At 71.2% G+C, this 16,761-nt stretch carries 17 protein-coding genes; 11 read left to right on the top strand and 6 right to left on the bottom strand.

What is annotated here, in order from left to right:
* Nucleotides 1-16: 16 nt before the first annotated feature.
* Nucleotides 17-556 (bottom strand): hypothetical protein, encoded by a 540-nt coding sequence (locus bpln_RS23595; protein ID WP_055140161.1) that lies wholly within the window; start codon nucleotides 554-556, stop codon nucleotides 17-19.
* Between the two features lie 236 nt (nucleotides 557-792).
* Between bpln_RS23595 and bpln_RS23590 the strand changes: the two genes are divergently transcribed.
* From bpln_RS23590 to bpln_RS38205, 7 genes are all read left to right on the top strand, one after another.
* Complete coding sequence (locus tag bpln_RS23590) at nucleotides 793-2,406, top strand: ABC transporter substrate-binding protein (RefSeq protein WP_055140160.1); 1,614 nt, start codon at nucleotides 793-795, stop codon at nucleotides 2,404-2,406.
* Between the two features lie 80 nt (nucleotides 2,407-2,486).
* Nucleotides 2,487-3,611, top strand: coding sequence for an ABC transporter permease (locus bpln_RS23585; protein WP_244131869.1), 1,125 nt, complete (start codon nucleotides 2,487-2,489; stop codon nucleotides 3,609-3,611).
* Nucleotides 3,612-3,690: 79 nt separating this feature from the next.
* Entirely contained in the window at nucleotides 3,691-4,638 is a 948-nt protein-coding gene (locus bpln_RS23580) for an ABC transporter permease (RefSeq protein WP_055140159.1), read from the top strand.
* A gap of 1 nt (nucleotide 4,639) precedes the next feature.
* Nucleotides 4,640-5,530 carry an ABC transporter ATP-binding protein gene (locus tag bpln_RS23575; RefSeq protein ID WP_055140158.1) on the top strand — a complete coding sequence of 297 codons (891 nt, stop codon included), beginning with the start codon at nucleotides 4,640-4,642 and terminating at the stop codon, nucleotides 5,528-5,530.
* Nucleotides 5,531-5,613: 83 nt separating this feature from the next.
* The gene (locus bpln_RS23570; protein ID WP_162492391.1) at nucleotides 5,614-6,399 is read left to right on the top strand and encodes an ABC transporter ATP-binding protein; all 786 of its coding nucleotides are present in this window, start codon (nucleotides 5,614-5,616) and stop codon (nucleotides 6,397-6,399) included.
* Nucleotides 6,400-6,526: 127 nt separating this feature from the next.
* Nucleotides 6,527-6,781: a GlsB/YeaQ/YmgE family stress response membrane protein gene (locus bpln_RS23565; protein WP_042627668.1), complete on the top strand. Its 255-nt coding sequence runs from the start codon at nucleotides 6,527-6,529 to the stop codon at nucleotides 6,779-6,781.
* A 217-nt stretch (nucleotides 6,782-6,998) separates the two neighbouring features.
* Complete coding sequence (locus tag bpln_RS38205) at nucleotides 6,999-8,156, top strand: hypothetical protein (RefSeq protein ID WP_148654143.1); 1,158 nt, start codon at nucleotides 6,999-7,001, stop codon at nucleotides 8,154-8,156.
* A 171-nt stretch (nucleotides 8,157-8,327) separates the two neighbouring features.
* Here the strand turns inward: bpln_RS38205 and bpln_RS23555 are convergent, their stop codons facing one another.
* The 3 genes from bpln_RS23555 to bpln_RS23545 form a co-directional block, all read right to left on the bottom strand.
* A complete protein-coding gene (locus tag bpln_RS23555) occupies nucleotides 8,328-9,200 on the bottom strand; it encodes a LysR substrate-binding domain-containing protein (protein ID WP_055140156.1) in 873 nt (290 codons plus the stop codon).
* Nucleotides 9,201-9,527: 327 nt separating this feature from the next.
* The gene (gene bla, locus bpln_RS23550) at nucleotides 9,528-10,418 is read right to left on the bottom strand and encodes a class A beta-lactamase (protein ID WP_055140155.1); all 891 of its coding nucleotides are present in this window, start codon (nucleotides 10,416-10,418) and stop codon (nucleotides 9,528-9,530) included.
* 315 nt (nucleotides 10,419-10,733) lie between these two features.
* Nucleotides 10,734-11,351: a murein hydrolase activator EnvC family protein gene (locus tag bpln_RS23545; RefSeq protein WP_055140154.1), complete on the bottom strand. Its 618-nt coding sequence runs from the start codon at nucleotides 11,349-11,351 to the stop codon at nucleotides 10,734-10,736.
* Nucleotides 11,352-11,540: 189 nt separating this feature from the next.
* On the opposite strand from bpln_RS23545, the gene bpln_RS23540 reads away from it, so the two are divergent.
* The 4 genes from bpln_RS23540 to bpln_RS23525 all read left to right on the top strand — a co-directional run bounded on the left by bpln_RS23540 (nucleotide 11,541) and on the right by bpln_RS23525 (nucleotide 15,322).
* Nucleotides 11,541-11,918, top strand: a complete 378-nt coding sequence (locus bpln_RS23540) for a hypothetical protein (protein ID WP_244131871.1) — start codon at nucleotides 11,541-11,543, stop codon at nucleotides 11,916-11,918.
* Nucleotides 11,919-12,173: 255 nt separating this feature from the next.
* A complete protein-coding gene (locus bpln_RS23535; protein WP_042627663.1) occupies nucleotides 12,174-13,073 on the top strand; it encodes a LysR substrate-binding domain-containing protein in 900 nt (299 codons plus the stop codon).
* 118 nt (nucleotides 13,074-13,191) lie between these two features.
* A complete protein-coding gene (locus bpln_RS23530; protein WP_055140153.1) occupies nucleotides 13,192-14,265 on the top strand; it encodes a carbon-nitrogen hydrolase family protein in 1,074 nt (357 codons plus the stop codon).
* Between the two features lie 19 nt (nucleotides 14,266-14,284).
* A complete protein-coding gene (locus bpln_RS23525; protein ID WP_055140152.1) occupies nucleotides 14,285-15,322 on the top strand; it encodes a threonine aldolase family protein in 1,038 nt (345 codons plus the stop codon).
* Between the two features lie 82 nt (nucleotides 15,323-15,404).
* On the opposite strand, the gene bpln_RS23520 is transcribed toward bpln_RS23525, so the two are convergent.
* Nucleotides 15,405-16,106 carry a hypothetical protein gene (locus tag bpln_RS23520; protein WP_226993769.1) on the bottom strand — a complete coding sequence of 234 codons (702 nt, stop codon included), beginning with the start codon at nucleotides 16,104-16,106 and terminating at the stop codon, nucleotides 15,405-15,407.
* Between the two features lie 84 nt (nucleotides 16,107-16,190).
* On the bottom strand, nucleotides 16,191-16,736 hold the full coding sequence (locus bpln_RS23515; protein WP_042627660.1) for a hypothetical protein: 546 nt from the start codon (nucleotides 16,734-16,736) through the stop codon (nucleotides 16,191-16,193).
* Between the last annotated feature and the right edge of the window lie 25 nt (nucleotides 16,737-16,761).

Below are 16,761 nucleotides of genomic sequence, written 5' to 3'. Positions count from 1 at the left end.
GCCGCGGGAAATATCTTCACTCCGTAAACACGTACTGGCCGCCCGCCTTGCGCGGGCCGATGAACGCGAAATCGGGAAACAGCCGGCTGCGCACGAACCAGACGTAGGCGAAGATCACGATCGAGACGCCGAGCGCCACGGCCGCGCCGCCCGGATCGACGGCGAATTCGCGCAGCTGCCGCGCCCACTGCGCGATCGTGACGAGCAGGAACGCGTTGTAGGCGCCCGCGTTGTGGGTGGCGAAGCCCCACAGGAACAGGCCGGCCATCACCACCACCACGCCGCCGACGATGCTTCCCTCCACGGGCGAGCGGGTCACGCCGAGATAGGCGCCGGTCAGCAGGCCGATGATCAGCTGCAGGCAAGCGACCGCGATCACGATCCTGACGTGGATCCGGTTCTGTTCGTAACGGCGCGGATCGAGATGCGAGGCGATCAGGAACGCCAGCGCGCGATCCTTGACGCCCTGTCCCGACAGCGCGCGGAACACCTCGCTCTTGGTCTCGCCGGCCGCGAGCCGTCCGCGCACCTTCGCCCTCGCTTCCTTCCTGTCCATCGTGCCTGCCCCCTTGCCTGTCGATGTCGGTCCGGCTCCGCCGCCTCCGCCAGCCTGCCTGGCTTCGCCGCGCGGTGCCGCGCCGCGCAAGCATGCCGAATTTTGACGGACTTAGATAGCCGCCGATTGTCTGCTTTAATACGGCACGCCCGTGACAAGCGACGATGCGCGTGCCGCGCTCCGCCGTCGCGGGCGATCCCGCCACCCCCTGCCGATTCGCCACCGATGGAGTGCGCATGAAGCCCTGGAGACCCCCGCTCGCCGCCGCCTTCGCAGCGCTCGCCACCACCGGCTGCCTGGCGCTGGCCGCGCTGCCCGCCGGCCGCGCGCTCGCCGCCACGCCGAAGGACATCTTCGTGATGGCCACGCTGCTCGACGAATTCTCGACGCTCGACCCGGCCGAGATCTACGAGCTGATGCCCGAGGAATACGTGGCCAACGTCTACGACCGGCTGGTGCGCGTGAACCTCGCCGACCCGTCGAAGTTCGACGGCGACGTGGCGCAGTCGTGGAGCGTGAGCGCCGACGGCACGCGCTTCACGTTCCGCCTGCGCGACGGCCTGAAGTTCCACTCGGGCAACCCGCTCACGGCCGACGACGTGGTCTGGTCGATCCGGCGCGCGGTGCTGCTCGACAAGGGGCCGGCCGCGGTGCTGGCCGGCATCGGGCTGACGAAGGCCAACGTCGCGCAGAACGTGACGAAGGCCGGCGAGCACGAGGTCACGATCCGCACCGACCGCCGCTACGCCAGCACCTTCGTGCTGAACGTGCTCGGCGCCTGGCCCGCCTCGATCGTCGACAGCAAGCTGCTGCTCTCGCACCAGCAGGGCGACGACTACGGCAACGGCTGGCTCAAGACCCACGAGGCCGGCTCGGGCGGCTACCGGCTCGTCAAGTGGACCGCCGGCGACAGCCTCGTGCTGCAGCGCGACGACGGCTACCGGCTGCCGCTCGCGATCCGCCGGATCGTGCTGCGCCACGTGCCCGAGGCCGCCACCCAGCGGCTGATGCTGGAGAACGGCGACGTCGACGCCGCGCGCGACCTGAGCCCCGACGACCTGGCCGCCGTGGTGAAGAACGGCAAGGCGAAGGTCGCGGCCTCGCCGCAGGCCACGCTGCTCTACCTCGGCCTGAACACCCGGAACCCGACGCTGGCCAAAACCGAGGTGCAGGAGGCGCTGAAGTGGCTGGTCGATTACGCGGGCATCCAGCAGCACGTGGTGAAGACCACCTACGCCGTCCACCAGACCTTCCTGCCCGAAGGATTCCTTGGCACGCTGAACGCGAACCCGTACCATCTCGACGTGGCCCGGGCGAAGGCGCTGCTCGCGAAGGCCGGCGTGCCGAACGGTTTCGCCGTGACGATGGACGTGCGCAACGATTATCCGTACACCGACATCGCGCAGGCGATCCAGGCGAATTTCGCGCTGGCCGGCGTGAAGCTCACGCTGATCCCCGGCGACAACAAGCAGACGCTCGCGAAGTACCGCGCGCGGCAGCACGACATCTACATCGGCGAATGGTCGGCGGACTACATCGACCCGCACAGCAACGCGCAGGGCTTCGCCTGGAACCCGGACAACTCGGACGGCTCCAGCTACAGGATGCTCGCCTGGCGCAACGCCTGGAACATCCCGGCGCTGACGCAGCAGACCGACGCGGCGCTGGTGGAGCCGTCCACGGCCGAGCGCGCGAAGCGCTACCAGGCGATGCAGAAGGCGCTGCTGGCGAACTCGCCGTTCGTGATCCTGTTCGAGAAGGTCGCGCAGGTGGCGACCGCGCCCGGCGTGAGCGGCCTCGAGGTCGGCCCGATCAACGATCTCGTGTCGTACCGCAAGCTGAAGAAGTGACAATGCGCCGATCCTGACGTCGCGGCCCCGATCGCCGCCGCCCCGTTCGAACCCGTCCCGACCCGGAGACCGCCGCCCCGATGCCGTCCCCCGCTTCATCACCCGATTCACGGCCCGATTCACGTTCCGCCGCCGGGCCCGCTTCCGTTTCGCGGCTCGACGCGCCGCGCACGCTGCCGGCGCGCCGGCCGCTCGTGCGCCGGCTGCTGCGCCTCGCGCGCTGGCTGCTGACGCTGGCCGTCACGTTCGCCGGGCTGCTCGCGCTGACCTTCGTGATCGGCCGCAAGGTGCCGATCGATCCGGTGCTGGCGGTGCTCGGCGATCGCGCCTCGGCCGCCGCCTACGCGGCCGAACGCGCGGCGCTCGGCCTCGACCGGTCGCTCGCCGAACAGTTCCTGATCTACGTGCGCGCCGTGCTGCACGGCGACCTCGGCATCTCGCTGCTGACCGCCAACCCGGTGCGCGACGACATCCTGCGCGTGTTCCCCGCCACGCTCGAACTGGCCACGCTCGCCACGCTGATCGGGATCGGCGTCGGCGTGCCGCTCGGCGTGGCCGCCGCGGTGCGCCACAACGGGCCGGTCGATCACCTCGCCCGCTTCGTCGGCCTGATCGGCAGCTCGGTGCCGGTGTTCTGGCTCGGCCTGATGGGGCTGCTGCTGTTCTACGCGAAGCTGCACTGGGTGGGCGGCCCGGGCCGCATCGACGCGGCCTACGACGGCATGGTGGACGCCCGCACCGGCAGCCTGCTGATCGACGCGGCGCTGGCCGGCGAGTGGGACGTGTTCCGCAACGCGCTCTCGCACGTCGCGCTGCCGGCCGCGATCCTCGGCTACTACTCGGTGGCCTACCTGAGCCGCATGACGCGCTCGTTCATGCTCGACCAGCTGAGCCAGGAATACATCGTGACCGCGCGCGCCAAGGGCGTGCCGGAGCGCCTCGTGATCTGGCGCCACGCGTTCGGCAACATCGCCGTGCCGCTGCTGACGGTGATCGCGCTGACCTACAGCAACCTGCTCGAAGGCTCGGTGCTGACCGAGATCGTGTTCGCGTGGCCCGGCATCGGCTCGTACCTGACGGGCGCGCTGCTCAACGCCGACATGAACGCGGTGCTCGGCGCCACGCTCGTGATCGGCGCGATGTTCATCACGCTCAACCTGCTAACCGACGCGCTCTATCGCGTGTTCGATCCGCGCGCGCGATGAACGGCATGCGCACCCCGCCGCCCTCCTCGCTCTTCTCGCTCATGCCGCCCGTGCCGCCCTTGCCCTGCCCGAATCGCCGATGACCCAGCCCCCCGCCTCTCCCGGCTCCATCAAGCCGCCCGGCCGCCCCACGCGGCGCGCGTGGCTGCTCACCGATACGCCCGCCTCGCGCCTGCAGGCCTCGCTCGGCCTCGCCTGGCGCCGCTGGCGCCGTTTCGCGCGCAATCCGCTGAACCTGCTCGGCCTCGCGATCCTCGCCGCGCTGATCCTGGTGGCGCTGGCCGCGCCGCTGCTGATGCCTCACGACCCGCTCGCGCAGGTGCTGGGCGACCGGCTGCTGCCGCCCGGCACGCCCTCGCACTGGCTCGGCACCGACCAGCTCGGCCGCGACATCGGCTCGCGCCTGATCGGCGGCTCGCGCATCACGCTCGGCATCGCGATCCTGGTGGTGGCGATCGTGGTGCCGATCGGCGTGCTGATCGGCACCACCGCCGGCTACGCGGGCGGCTTCGTCGACAGCGTGCTGATGCGCCTGACCGACATCGCGCTGGCGTTCCCGAAGATCGTGCTGGCGCTCGCCTTCGCGGCCGCGCTCGGCCCCGGCGTGGTGAACGCCGTGGTGGCGATCTCGATCACCGCGTGGCCCGCCTACGCGCGCCTCGCGCGCGCCGAGACGATCCGCATCGCGCAGGCCGATTTCATCCACGCCGCGCGCCTGCAGGGCGCCTCGGGCTGGCGCATCCTGCGGCGCTACATCGTGCCGCTCTGCCTGTCGTCGGTGATCGTGCGCGCCACGCTCGACATGGCCGGCATCATCCTGACCGTGGCCGGGCTCGGCTTCCTCGGCCTCGGCGCGCAGCCGCCGAGCCCCGAATGGGGCTTCATGGTGGCCTCGGGCCGCGGCGTGCTGCTCGACGCGTGGTGGGTGGCGACGCTGCCCGGCATCGCGATCCTGCTCGTGAGCCTCGCCTTCAACCTGCTCGGCGACGGGCTGCGCGACGTGCTCGACCCGCGCCATGGAGCCTGAGATGAACGCACCGCCACGCACCACGCCGCCGCCGGGCGAGGCGGCACCGCTGGTCGAGATCGACGGCCTGCGGATCGGCTTTCGCGGCCACGACGGCACGCTCATCGACGCCGTGCGCGACCTCTCGCTCACGCTCGCGCCGGGCGAGCGGCTCGGCATCGTCGGCGAATCGGGCTCGGGCAAATCGCTGACCGGCCGCGCGCTGCTCGGGCTGCTGCCGCAGGCCGCGCAATGGAGCGCGCGCGGGCTGCGTTTCGCCGGCCGCGACCTGCTGGCGATGCGCGCCGGCGAGCGGCGGCGTCTGTGCGGCGCCGAGATCGCGATGATCCTGCAGGACCCGAAGTATTCGCTGAACCCGGTGATGACGGTGGCGCGCCAGATGGCCGAGGCGTTCCGGCTGCGCGAGCCGGGCCTGCGCGGCCGCGCGCTGCGCGGGCGGATCGTCGAGGCGCTCGCGGCGGTCGGCATCGACGCGCCCGCGCGCGTGGCCGACGCCTATCCGCACGAGCTGTCGGGCGGCATGGGCCAGCGCGTGATGATCGCGATGATGGTGTCCACCGGGCCGCGCCTGCTGATCGCCGACGAGCCCACCTCGGCGCTCGACGTGGCCGTGTCGCTGCAGGTGCTGGCCGTGCTCGACGCGATGATCGCGCGCCACGGCACCGGGCTGATCCTGATCAGCCACGACCTGCCGCTCGTGATGTCGTTCTGCGACCGCGTGGCCGTGATGGTGGCGGGCCGCGTGGTGGAGACCTGCGCGGCGCGCGACCTGGTTCACGCGCGACATCCGTACACGCGCGCGCTGCTCGGCGCGAGCCCGCCGCTCGTCGCGCCGCCCGACGAACTGCCGGTGGTCGCGTTCGATCCGGCCTGGCTCGGGGAGGCGTCATGACGGCCCGCTCCGAGCCGGCCCGCGAGGCCGCGCGCGCCGCCATGCCCGACGATGCCGCCGACATCGGGACCGCCGCCGCGCCGATGATCGACGTGCGTGCCGTGTCGGTGCGCTTCGCGACGCGCGCGGGCCACGTGGACGCGGTGCGCGAGGCCAGCTTCGCGGTGGCGCGCGGCGCCGCGTTCGGGCTGGTCGGCGAATCGGGTTCCGGCAAATCGACGCTGCTGCGCGCGCTGACCGGCCTCGTGCCGGCGGCGGCCGGCACGCTCGCGATCGACGGCCGGCCCGTGCGGGGCAAGCTCGACCGCGCGTTCCGTCGCGACGTGCAGATGGTGTTCCAGGATCCCTACGCGTCGCTGCATCCGCGCTTCACCGTGGACGAAACGCTGCGCGAGCCGCTCGCGATCCACGGCATCGCCGGCGCCGACACGCGCATCCCGCGCGCGCTGGCCGAGGTCGGGCTCGACGCCGCGTTCCGGTTCCGCTACCCGCACCAGCTCTCGGGCGGCCAGCGGCAGCGCGTGGCGATCGCGCGCGCGCTGATCGTCGAGCCGCGCGTGCTGCTGCTCGACGAGCCGACCTCGGCGCTCGACGTGTCGGTGCAGGCCGGCATCCTGAACCTGCTGAGCCGCCTGCATCGCGAGCGCGGGCTGACGATGCTGCTGGTCAGCCATCATCTCGCCGTGGTCGGCTTCCTCTGCGAGCGGCTCGCCGTGATGCGGCACGGCGGCATCGTCGAGCAGCTCGCGATCGAGGACCTGCGCGCCGCGCGCGTGACGAGCGACTACACGCGCGCGCTGCTGGCGGCCACGGGCGGCTACCGGCGCGGCGAAGCCGCGGGTGGCGACGGCGGCCTGGCATCGGCGTGAGTCCAGGCCGGACGCGCCCGGCCGCCGAGCCTGGGCAGGCACGGGTGCTGCTGCCGAACTGTGCGCGCGTCGGCCGGTCCATGCGAATGTATTTCACCCGTTTCGATCCAACCCGCAAGGAGCGCTCATGATTCATCTCCTCGAAACCCTGGTGGTCGGTCTCGTCGTCGGCCTGCTCGCGCGCGCGCTGAAACCCGGCGACGACGGCATGGGCATCGTGATGACGATCGTGCTCGGCATCGCCGGCTCGGTGGTGGCCGGCTACGTGGGCCGCATGGCCGGCTGGTACCAGCCGGGCCAGGGGGCGGGCTGGGTCGCCTCGATCATCGGCGCGATCGTGCTGCTCGTGATCGTCGGCGCGGTGCGCAAGCGCGGCACCTGAGCCCGGTCCGCTGCCGTCGCCTGACGGCGGCGGCGTTCGTCTTCTCCCGTATCCGTGCCGGATTTTCCGGCGTGGCTCGCCGGTTCTCCCTGCCGACATCGCATTCGCAGCACCCGCGAGCAGATTCGTCGATTTGTTCAAGTTCCGCCTGCCTCGACTCGATAGACTCGCCTCAAGCAATCCAGTCCGCCCATTCCGGATTCACCGAGGTGATCTCATGTATGTCTGCAAGAATGCCCCGTTTTGCACGTATACCAGCGCCTCTCCGGGTGAGTGCCCGTTCTGTCATACGCCGTTGGTAGCGCAGGCTCAACCGGCGGCCCAGGCGGCGGCGCAACCCGCAGCCCAGGCGTCGCCGCCGGCGGCGGCGGTCGTTCCAGCCCTGGCTGTCCAGGGGCTTGCCGGCCCGGTGGCCGATGGTTATCCGGCGGTCATCGGCGGCCGCGAAACCTGGACGGTCAGTTCTCCGAACACGCCCGGGGCCAATATCACCGGGCTGTCGTTCGACGTCACGCCCGCCGGCGCCATCGTCGGCAATTACACGGCGACCGATACCGCCGGCGCGGTCACGCCGTTCGCCGCGGGTGCCGGCCAGGCCACGTTTTATTGGGCGACGTCGGGTGCGGTGACGATCGTCGTGACCGCCGACGTCAACGGGCAAGCGGCCACCACCACGATCGCCGTGACCGTGGCGAGCCCCGCGCTCGCGCACTATTCCGCCCAAACCGGCGTCAGCCAGATCCTGGCGCCGTTGCGCGTTCCAGGCGATCCGGCGAGCAGCGTTTGCACGCTTTCATTCGGCAATACGGCACTGCAAAGACCCGGCATTGCCGCGACCGCCACCGTCAACCTGCCGGCCGGCTTTGCCTGGCAGGGAAAGCTGTGCATGACCCAGACCTTCCGGGTCAATCGTCCCGGCACGGCGGCGGATGGCGCGGCCCTTCCCGATGGCGTCTCGCCGGGCGAAGTCGTCGATCGGGAATTCATCTACCCGTTCGAGTGCGATGGCGAGGAATGCGACGGGCCGTTCGACACGGCGGCCGGCGCCGCAACCCATACCCTGACCACCGACGATACGCCTTCGAGTCTGCTGGGCGGCAGCGGGCCGATGTTGGTCAAGCAAAGCGTCCGTATCGACGAAACCTACCATCTGTACGTGATGTTCAAGCCGACCGGCGGGGTTTGGGTGGCGCTCGGTGAAATCGCCTGGCGCTGGCAGGCATCGGCCACCTATACAGGTGGCGCCGGCCAGCTGTTCGCGCTGGTCATCGGCGCCCAGTCGTCCGAAAACACGGCGCTGGCAGCCAGCGCGGTATTCCCGCGCATGCCGCTCTGGACGGGAAACGCCGACGACTACCTCGACGAGACGGAGTAATCCGTAGGCATGGACGGCCTCGCCGGCGCCCGGCGGTCCGCCTGATTGCCGGATTGCCGGATTGCCGGCATGGTGACCGCCGCACGACCTCTGCCATCACGACCGATTCATGCGCGCTGCGCCGCTCGTGGCAGCCGCGGGCCCGCTGATCGGCGGGGCCGGCCGGCCCGTTCAATCGCGATGCGCGGCGAGCCACGCGCCGAACACGCCGAGCTTCGGCTGCGCCGCGTTGCGCGCCGGGCAGACGAACGCGTAGCGCGCGCCGGTGGCCAGTACCGCGTCGAACGGCCGTGCCAGGCGCCGCGCGGCCACGTCCTCGGCCACCAGCGTCACGTCGCCGATCGCCACGCCGAAGCCCTGCATCGCCGCGTTGGTCGCCAGGTCGAGCGTGTCGAAGCTCGGCCCGCGCGCCGCGTCGACGCCGTCGATGCCCGCGTGGGCGAGCCATTGCCGCCAGTCGCGATGGTCGCGCGTGGGGTGCAGCAGCGTGTGGCGCGCCAGATCGGCACCCGAGGCAAGCGGCCGGTCCGCCAGCAGCTCCGGCGCGCACACGGGCGTGAGCCGCTCGTCGAACAGCGGCACCGTGTAGATCTCCGGGCCGCCCGCGCCGCCGTAGACGATCGCCGCGTCGAACGGCTCGGTCGCGAAATCGACGTCGTGCCGCCAGGCGGTGGTCATCTGCACGTGCAGGTCGGGATGCTCGGCCTGGAACTGCATGACCTTCGGCAGGATCCAGCGCATCACGCAGGTGGGCACCTTCAGCGCGAGATCGGTGCGCTCGCGCGTGAGGCGCCGCGAGACCTCGTCGATGCGCGCGAAACTGTCGGCCACCACGGGCAGCAGTTGCTCGCCCTCCGGCGTCAGCGCGAGCCCCTTCGCGCGCCGCACGAACAGCGGGAAGCCGTAGTGCGCCTCGAGCGACTGGATCTGCCGGCTGACCGCGCCCTGCGTGAGGCACAGCGCGTCGGCCGCGCGCGTGAAGTTCAGATGGCGCGCGACCGTGACGAATACGTGCAGGGCGTTGAGCGGCGGCAGACGATGCATGGCGACGAGGTGCGGAGCGCGGGAGAACGGGAAGCGAAGGCGCCGGCGGGATACTGATGCGGATGCGGACGCCGGCGTGTCAGGCGTCACGATAAGCGATCCGAAAACATAAGGCGAGCCGCCGCCGGAGCGGGGTTCGCGCCAGCGGCCGGACCAGCGGCGGGCGGCCAGCGGCCAGCGGCCAGCGGCGGGCAGCGGGCAGCGGGCGGCGGGCGGGCGGAATCCGGGCTAGCCGTCACCCGGGCGACGGAACGCGGCCGGAACGTACTCCGGAAGCGCCCGCGCCATGTCCCTGCCGTCCGCGCCATCGCCCGGAACCAGGCCGCCTCAGCCGAACGCCGCCGTCACGATCCGCGCGGCCGAGGCGATCGCGGCGTTGTCGTACTCCGCGTCCTTGCGATCGCGCGTGGTGTACACCACCAGCACGATCGGCGCGCGCCGCGGCGGATAGATCACGGCGACGTCGTTCGCGCTGCCGTAGTCGCCGCTGCCGGTCTTGTCGGCCACGCGCCAGCCGGCCGGCACGCCCGCGCGAATCCGCGCGTCGCCGGTCGTATTGCCGAGCATCCAGCTGATCAGCCGGGCGCGACCGGACGCGTCGAGCGCGTCGCCGAGCGTGACGCGCCGCAGCGTATCGAGCATCGCGGCGGGCGTGGTGGTGTCGCGCTCGTCGCCGGGCACCGCGTCGTTCAGTTCGGTTTCGATGCGATCGAGCCGGAACCGGCGGTCGCCGATCGAACGCGCGTAGGCGGTCACCGCGGCCGGGCCGCCCACCATCCGGATCAGCAGGTTCGCGGCCGAGTTGTCGCTGTACTGCAACGCGGCGGCGCAGAGCCCCGCGACGCTCATGCCGGTATCCACATGCTTTTCACTGACCGGCGAATAGCGCACCAGATCCTGCGCGCGATAGCGGATCACGCTCGACAGCAGGCGCGGATCGCCGGCCGCGCGCGTCAGCACGGCCGAGACGAGGATCGTCTTGAACGTGCTGCAGAACGCGAAGCGCTCGTCGGCGCGATGCAGCAGGCGCGCGCCGCTGCCGGTATCGAGCGCGGCCACGCCGATGCGTCCGTCGGTGAACGACCCGTCGAGCGCCGCGAGCTGCCGGCGGCCCGCCTCGACGGCGGGCGGGCCGCCACGCGGCGACGCGCAGGCGGCCAGCACGGGGGCCGACGCGGCGGCGAGCAACAGGGAGCGGCGAAGCGGGGAATGGGCCATGGCGGATCGGGAAGGAGCGAGGTCGGGAATCGACAGACAGCATCACTGCGCCGGGCGGACGATGTCAAGCCGGGGGCACGCCGCGGCGCGGATTGGTCAAGCGCCGCGGACCCACGCGATGAACCCGTGCGCCGAGCCAGGCCGGCGCCCGGGCCCGCGCCATCCGGCACGCCATCGCGTCGGGTGCGGATCGGTCAAACGCCACGAACCCGCGCCGCGCACTCACGCGCACTCACGCGCCGAACCGGGCCGGCACCCAGGCTCGCGTCGCCCGCCAGGCCGTCGCGTCGAGCACGCTCCCGCACGCCTTCCGCATCAGCCCTGCCGCGCCGGCAGGTAATCGACCGGATCGACGGGCTTGCCGTCGCGACGCACCTCGAACCAGACGGCCGCGTCGCGCGCTCGGTCCGGCGCGCCCGCCTCGGCGATCGGTTCGCCCTGCCGGACGATGTCGCCCGTCTTCACGAGCAGGCGGTCGCTGCGTGCGTAGGCGGTGAGGAAATCGGCGCTGTGCTGGACGATCACGAGCGAACCGTAGTCGTTGAGGCCGGTGCCCGCGTACATCACGCGGCCGTCGGCAGCCGCGCGCACCGGCTCGCCCGAGCGCACGGCGATCTCGATGCCGCGGTTGCGGCCGGGCTGGAAATCGGCGACCACGGGGCCGTCGGCGGGCCACGCGAGCGCGACGCGCTGCGCATGGCGGCGCGTCGCGCGCACGATCTGCTGCGCGTTGCTCGCGCCCGGGCCGGCCGTGGGCAGCGCCGTCGGCCCGCCGCCCGGCGGCATGGCGGCCGTGGCACCCGCCAGCGTATCGCCCGGCGGCAGCGGCTGCCTGTCGGTGGCGCAGCCGGCCGTCAGGCAGGCGGCCGCGAGCACGGCGCACCAGGCGGGGCCGCGCGATCCTCGTGATGCGATGTCGTCGTTGTCGTTCATGTCCGATTCGGGTGTCTGCGCACAGGCCGCCAAGCTTCTCAAAATTGGCCGCGCGCACCTGTAACCGGATGCAAGCAACGATGACAAAAACTCCGCGCCGGCGCGCCGCCTACCCGCGAGACGCCGCGGCCAGCAAGCGGTATCGTTGCGACAGCCGGTCTCCCCACGTCCGGCATCGAGGAGCCCGCCATGGACCACGCCACGTTCGTCGCCGCGCTCGCCCGCGAAGGCTTCGCCGCGCCCGCTGCCGTCAGGCGCGAGCCCGGCACGCTGGCCGGGCTCGCGCGGCCGTTCGGGGCGAAGGCGCCGATCGTCGCCGGCGGGATCACGCCGCGCGTGGCCGGCGCCACCGTCTACCGCCCGGGCGACGTGTTTCACCTGCCGTCGGACACGCCGCACCTCGAGTTCCGCGGGCCGGACGGCGTCGACTATCCGGTCGGCCGCAAGCAGACGCGGCGCATTCAGTCGAGCCGCTCATTCAAGTCGCCCAGCCAAACCGCTCAAGCAGCGTCGTCCATGCCAGCGCGAGGCCGACGCACAGGAACACGACATGCAGCGCGAGCCTGAACGACAGGGACCAGCCGGGATCGTCCCGCATTGCCGCCTCCTGGTGCGTGATTGACGGATGCCGTGGCCGCCGCGCTCGCGCGGCGAACCGTTCGGCCCCGGCACCCATCATGCGCGGCCGCGTGCGCGGCCACCATCCGGAACCGGCGAATCCGGCCTCAGGCAATCCCTGAGACGCGCCGCGCGCGCGGCTGCTACATTGCCGGCCACGCCGCCCGTCGCCATTCACGCCTTCACGCCGCCACGGAACCGATCATGCGATTCGACCTCACCGACCTGCGCCTCTTCCTGAACGTCTGCCACGCCGGCAGCATCACGGCCGGCGCCGAACGCACCCACATCACGCTGCAATCGGCGAGCGAGCGAATCCGCGGCATGGAGGACACGCTCGGCGTGCCGCTGCTGCATCGCACGAAAACCGGCACGCAGCCGACCGACGCGGGCCGCTCGCTCGAACATCACGCGCGTGTCGTGCTGCAGCAGATCGAGCAGATGCACGGCGAGCTGCAGCAGTTCGGCGACGGGCTGCGCGCGCGCATCCGCCTGCTCTGCAACACCGCCTCGCTCAGCGAATACCTGCCCGACGCGCTGGCCGAGTATCTGCCGCGACATCCGGGCATCTCGATCAGCCTCGAGGAGCGTTCGAGCGGGGAGATCGTCCACGCGATCCGCGCGCGCGCCGCCGAGGTGGGCATCGTCGCCGATTCGGTCGGGCTCGACGGCCTCGAACAGCTGCCGTTTCGCGAGGACTGGCTGCTGGTGGTGGCCGCGGCGACCGATCCGCTGGCCGCGCGCGCCTCGGTGTCGTTCGGCGAGATCGTCGGCGCCGAGTTCGTCGGCCTGACCGACGGCAGCGCGCTGCACGCGCATCTGGCAGAACAGGCCAGGGCGTTCGGCAAGCGCCTCGCCTATCGCGCGCAGCTGCGCAGCTTCGATGCGATCTGCCGCGTGATCGAGAGCGGCGTGGGGATCGGTGTGGTGTCGCGGCACGCGGCGCATCGCGCGCTGGCCACCATGCGCCTCGCCACCGTGGAGCTGACCGACGCCTGGGCGCACCGGCGGCTCGTGCTGTGCGCGCGCGATTTCTCGGCACTGCCGAAGTACACGCGTGACTTCGTGGCGTTCCTGACCGAGGGCGCGCCGCGCAATCCCTAGGCGCGCGCCGGGCCGACGCCGCGAGGCGCGGCTGTTCCAGCGTTTTCGCCGGGCTCTGTGCATCGACAGCGCGCGAACGGCGCCCGAAAATGGCCCCGTTCCGTCACCTTTGCCCGCCATGACCTTCTATCCGGCTTTTCGCGCCGCGGCCTGCCACGTCGCGCCCTGCTACTTCGACACGCCCCGCACCATCGACAAGGCCTGCGCGCTGATCGCCGAGGCGGCCGCGCACGGCGCCGCGCTGGTGGCGTTCCCCGAGGCCTTCGTCAGCGCGTTCCCGGTCTGGTCCGGCGTCTATGCGCCGGTGGACGTCCACGAGTTCTTCCACCGGCTCGCGTCGAGCGCGATCGCGGTGCCCGGCCCCGAGGTGCGCCGCCTGCAGGAGGCCGCGCGGCGCCACGGCGTGATCATCTCGATCGGCATCAACGAGGGGACGCCGGTGAGCCCCGGCTGCGTCTGGGACACCAACCTGCTGATCGGCCAGGACGGCCGGCTGCTGAACCGCCATCGCAAGCTCGTGCCGACCTACTGGGAGAAGCTGACCTGGGCGAACGGCGACGGCAGCGGCCTGCGCGTGGTGGACACGCCGATCGGCCGCATCGGCGCGCTGGTCTGCGGCGAGAACACCAATTCGCTGGCGCGCTTCGCGCTGCTCGCGCAGGGCGAGAACGTCCACGTCTCGTCGTTCTCGCCGCGCTGGCCGACCCACCCGCCCGGCGAGGGCGGCTACGACCTGGAGGCCGCGATCCGGCTGCGCGCCGGTGCCCATGCGTTCGAGGGCAAGCTGTTCAACATCGTCGCCTCGGGCTTCCTGCCGCCCGAGGCGATCGACCTGATCGCGCGCGACGACGCGCGCGCGCGGCGCCTGCTGGAGGAATCGCCGAAGAGCGTGTCGATGATCTTCGGCCCGGACGGCCGCGTGATCAGCGACGTGCTGCGCGACGACGAAGGCATCGTCTACGCCGACATCGATCTCGCCCGCTGCGTGGTGCCGAAGCAGTTCCAGGACGTGGTCGGCTATTACAATCGCTTCGACGTGTTCGAGCTGCGCGTGAACCGCCGCGCGCTCACGCCGGCCCGCTTCAGCGACGGCCACGACAGCAGCGCCGACGATCCGCTCTACGCACCGTTCGACGCCGGCGCCGAAGCGTTCGGCCCTCCTGGCATTTCTGGCCTCCCCGAGACCCGCTGAGCATTCCGACGAGCCCCCGATGATCGATCTCTACAGCGATACGCAGACGCGCCCCACCGCCGCGATGCGCGCGGCCATGGCGGCCGCGCCCGTCGGCGACGAACAGGCCGGCGACGATCCCACCACCGAGGCGCTCTGCGCGCGCACGGCCGCGCTGCTCGGCTACGAGGCCGCCGTGTTCATGCCGTCCGGCACCATGTGCAACCTGGTCGCCACGCTGGTCCATACGCGCCGCGGCGATGAGCTGATCGCCGACGCCGGCGCGCACATCTGCGCGACCGAGGGCGCCGGCGCCGCAGCCATCGCCGGCGTGGCGATCGCGCCGCTCGCCACGCGCGACGGCATCTTCACGGCCGAGCAATGCCGCGCCGCGATTCGCGCGCCGTCGCGCACCGCGCCGCGCTCGGCGATGGTATCGATCGAGCAGACCACCAACTTCAGCGGCGGCGCGGTCTGGCCGCTCGACACGCTGCGAGCCGTGCGCGACGTGGCGCGCGAGGCCGGCCTGATCGCCCACATCGACGGCGCGCGCCTGCTCAACGCCACGGCGGCCACCGGCATCGCGCCGGCCGACTACACGCTCGGCTGGGACAGCGCCTGGCTCGACTTCAGCAAGGGTCTCGGCTGCCCGGTGGGCGCCGTGCTGGCCGGCAGCGCCGCGTTCGTGCGCGACGCGTGGACCTGGAAATACCGGCTCGGCGGCGCGATGCGCCAGTCGGGCGTGCTGGCCGCCGCCGCGCTGCATGCGCTCGACCATCACGTGGAGCGGCTCGCCGACGATCACGCGAACGCGGCGCTGATCGCCGCGCGGCTCGCGCCAAGCCCGCACTTCCTGCTCGAAACCGACCCGCCGCAGACCAACATCGTGCTGTTCGGCGTGCGGCAGCTGCGCCTCGACGCGCCGGCGTTCGCCGCGCGGGCGCTGGCGCGCGGCGTGCGCGTGCGGGCGCTCGATGCCGTGCGAATCCGCGTGACGACGCATCTCGACGTGACGCGCGAGGGCTGCGAGCACGCGGCGGCCGTGCTCGTCGATCTCGCGCGGGAGTGGGCCGCATGAGCGCCGTCGACGCCGCGCTGTTCCTGGTCGACGTGTTCACGCGGCAGGCGCTGCGCGGCAACCCCGTCGCCGTGGTGGTGCCTTACCGGCCGGAGCGCGGCGGCAGATTTTCCTTCGTCTCGCACGTGCCGGCGTCGGGCACCGCTATCGACCGGCCGGCCCGATGGATCGGCGTGCCAGGGTAGACGTTGAAGTCGGGCAGCACGCTCCCGTCGACCTTCACCCCGCTCACCCGATAGCGCACGTTTCCCGTCGCGGTGAATCGCGCCCCGGTCGCGTCGCACTCGACCGAGATTTTCTCTCGCGGCTTCGCCGGCAATTGGCGTACCAGAACGCTGAAGCCGAGCTTCACGACGACACCGCCCGCGATCTCGCGGCGTTCGCCGCCCAGCAGCCTCACCTCCGGCTTGACGCGCAGGCGGTAGTCCGTTTCCCGGTCGACCGGAGCCAGCGGCTTCAGCGACACGCTCTTGCTCTGCCCCGGCGCCAGCGTCAAATGGAATGGATAGGCATAAAGCGCGGGATGCTCGGTATCGCCGATCGACTGCAGGCGTTCCTCTTCGAGCGGGACGCCGGGATTCAGCAAACGCGACAGCGAAATGCTGACGTACTCCACGTCGTGGCCGCGGTTGACGATCTTCACCGGCTTGCCGCTCTGCTCCACCTCCACCACTTTCGGAAGCACGTCGATCGCCGCCTGCGCCGGTTTCGCAACCCCGCAGCAGGCTGCGATCAGGACGGCCCACGCGGCAGCGGGCCTCGCGTTCACACCATCTCTGGACATGTCCACCTCGGCTTCGGGATCGACCTTCGCTCTCGTCCGTTCACCGCGACACGGCCGTACAATGAATGACTTTGCGAGGCGGCTTCATGATTTCGGCATGTCGATCACCGGTTCGAAAATCATCGACAGCACGCCGCTATACGTCCCCCCGACCTCCTCCAACGTCCCCTCCGGCGGATAAGCCGCCACATCGAGCTCGTAGTACCCGACGGAATCCACGCCTTGCGTCGACGGCATCGGGTTCCGGAACTGTGTGTTGCTTCCCACCGCAAGCAGTTTCGGCGTCTCGCCTTCGTTGCCAAGCTTGACGGCGGGATTCCGGAACACCAGCGACGGCTTCGATTGATGCGCGATCACCAATGGCGAATCGAGCCGGACCTGGAACATGCCGGTGGTGGACACAACCTTCAGCCGCGCCTGCACCTCATACGGCGTGGTCCAGCCGCCCAGTTGCATCATCTTGAGTCCGTTGTCGAACCAGCCGCCCTGGTCGTCGGTCACGATCAGGTTGTTCGTGTGGACGACCCGGGCCGTGATCTTGCTGGTGTTCTTGCCGACCACCACGATGTTCTGCGCGGATGCCAGCGTCGAAACCAGTATCCAGACAAGCACGCAAAGAAACTTCACCATGATTCACCTCGAATCGATCATCGCG

The sequence above is a fragment of the Burkholderia plantarii genome (assembly GCF_001411805.1).
GTDB classification, from domain to species: Bacteria; Pseudomonadota; Gammaproteobacteria; order Burkholderiales; family Burkholderiaceae; genus Burkholderia; species Burkholderia plantarii.
This window is presented reverse-complemented; position numbering and strand designations above follow the sequence as displayed.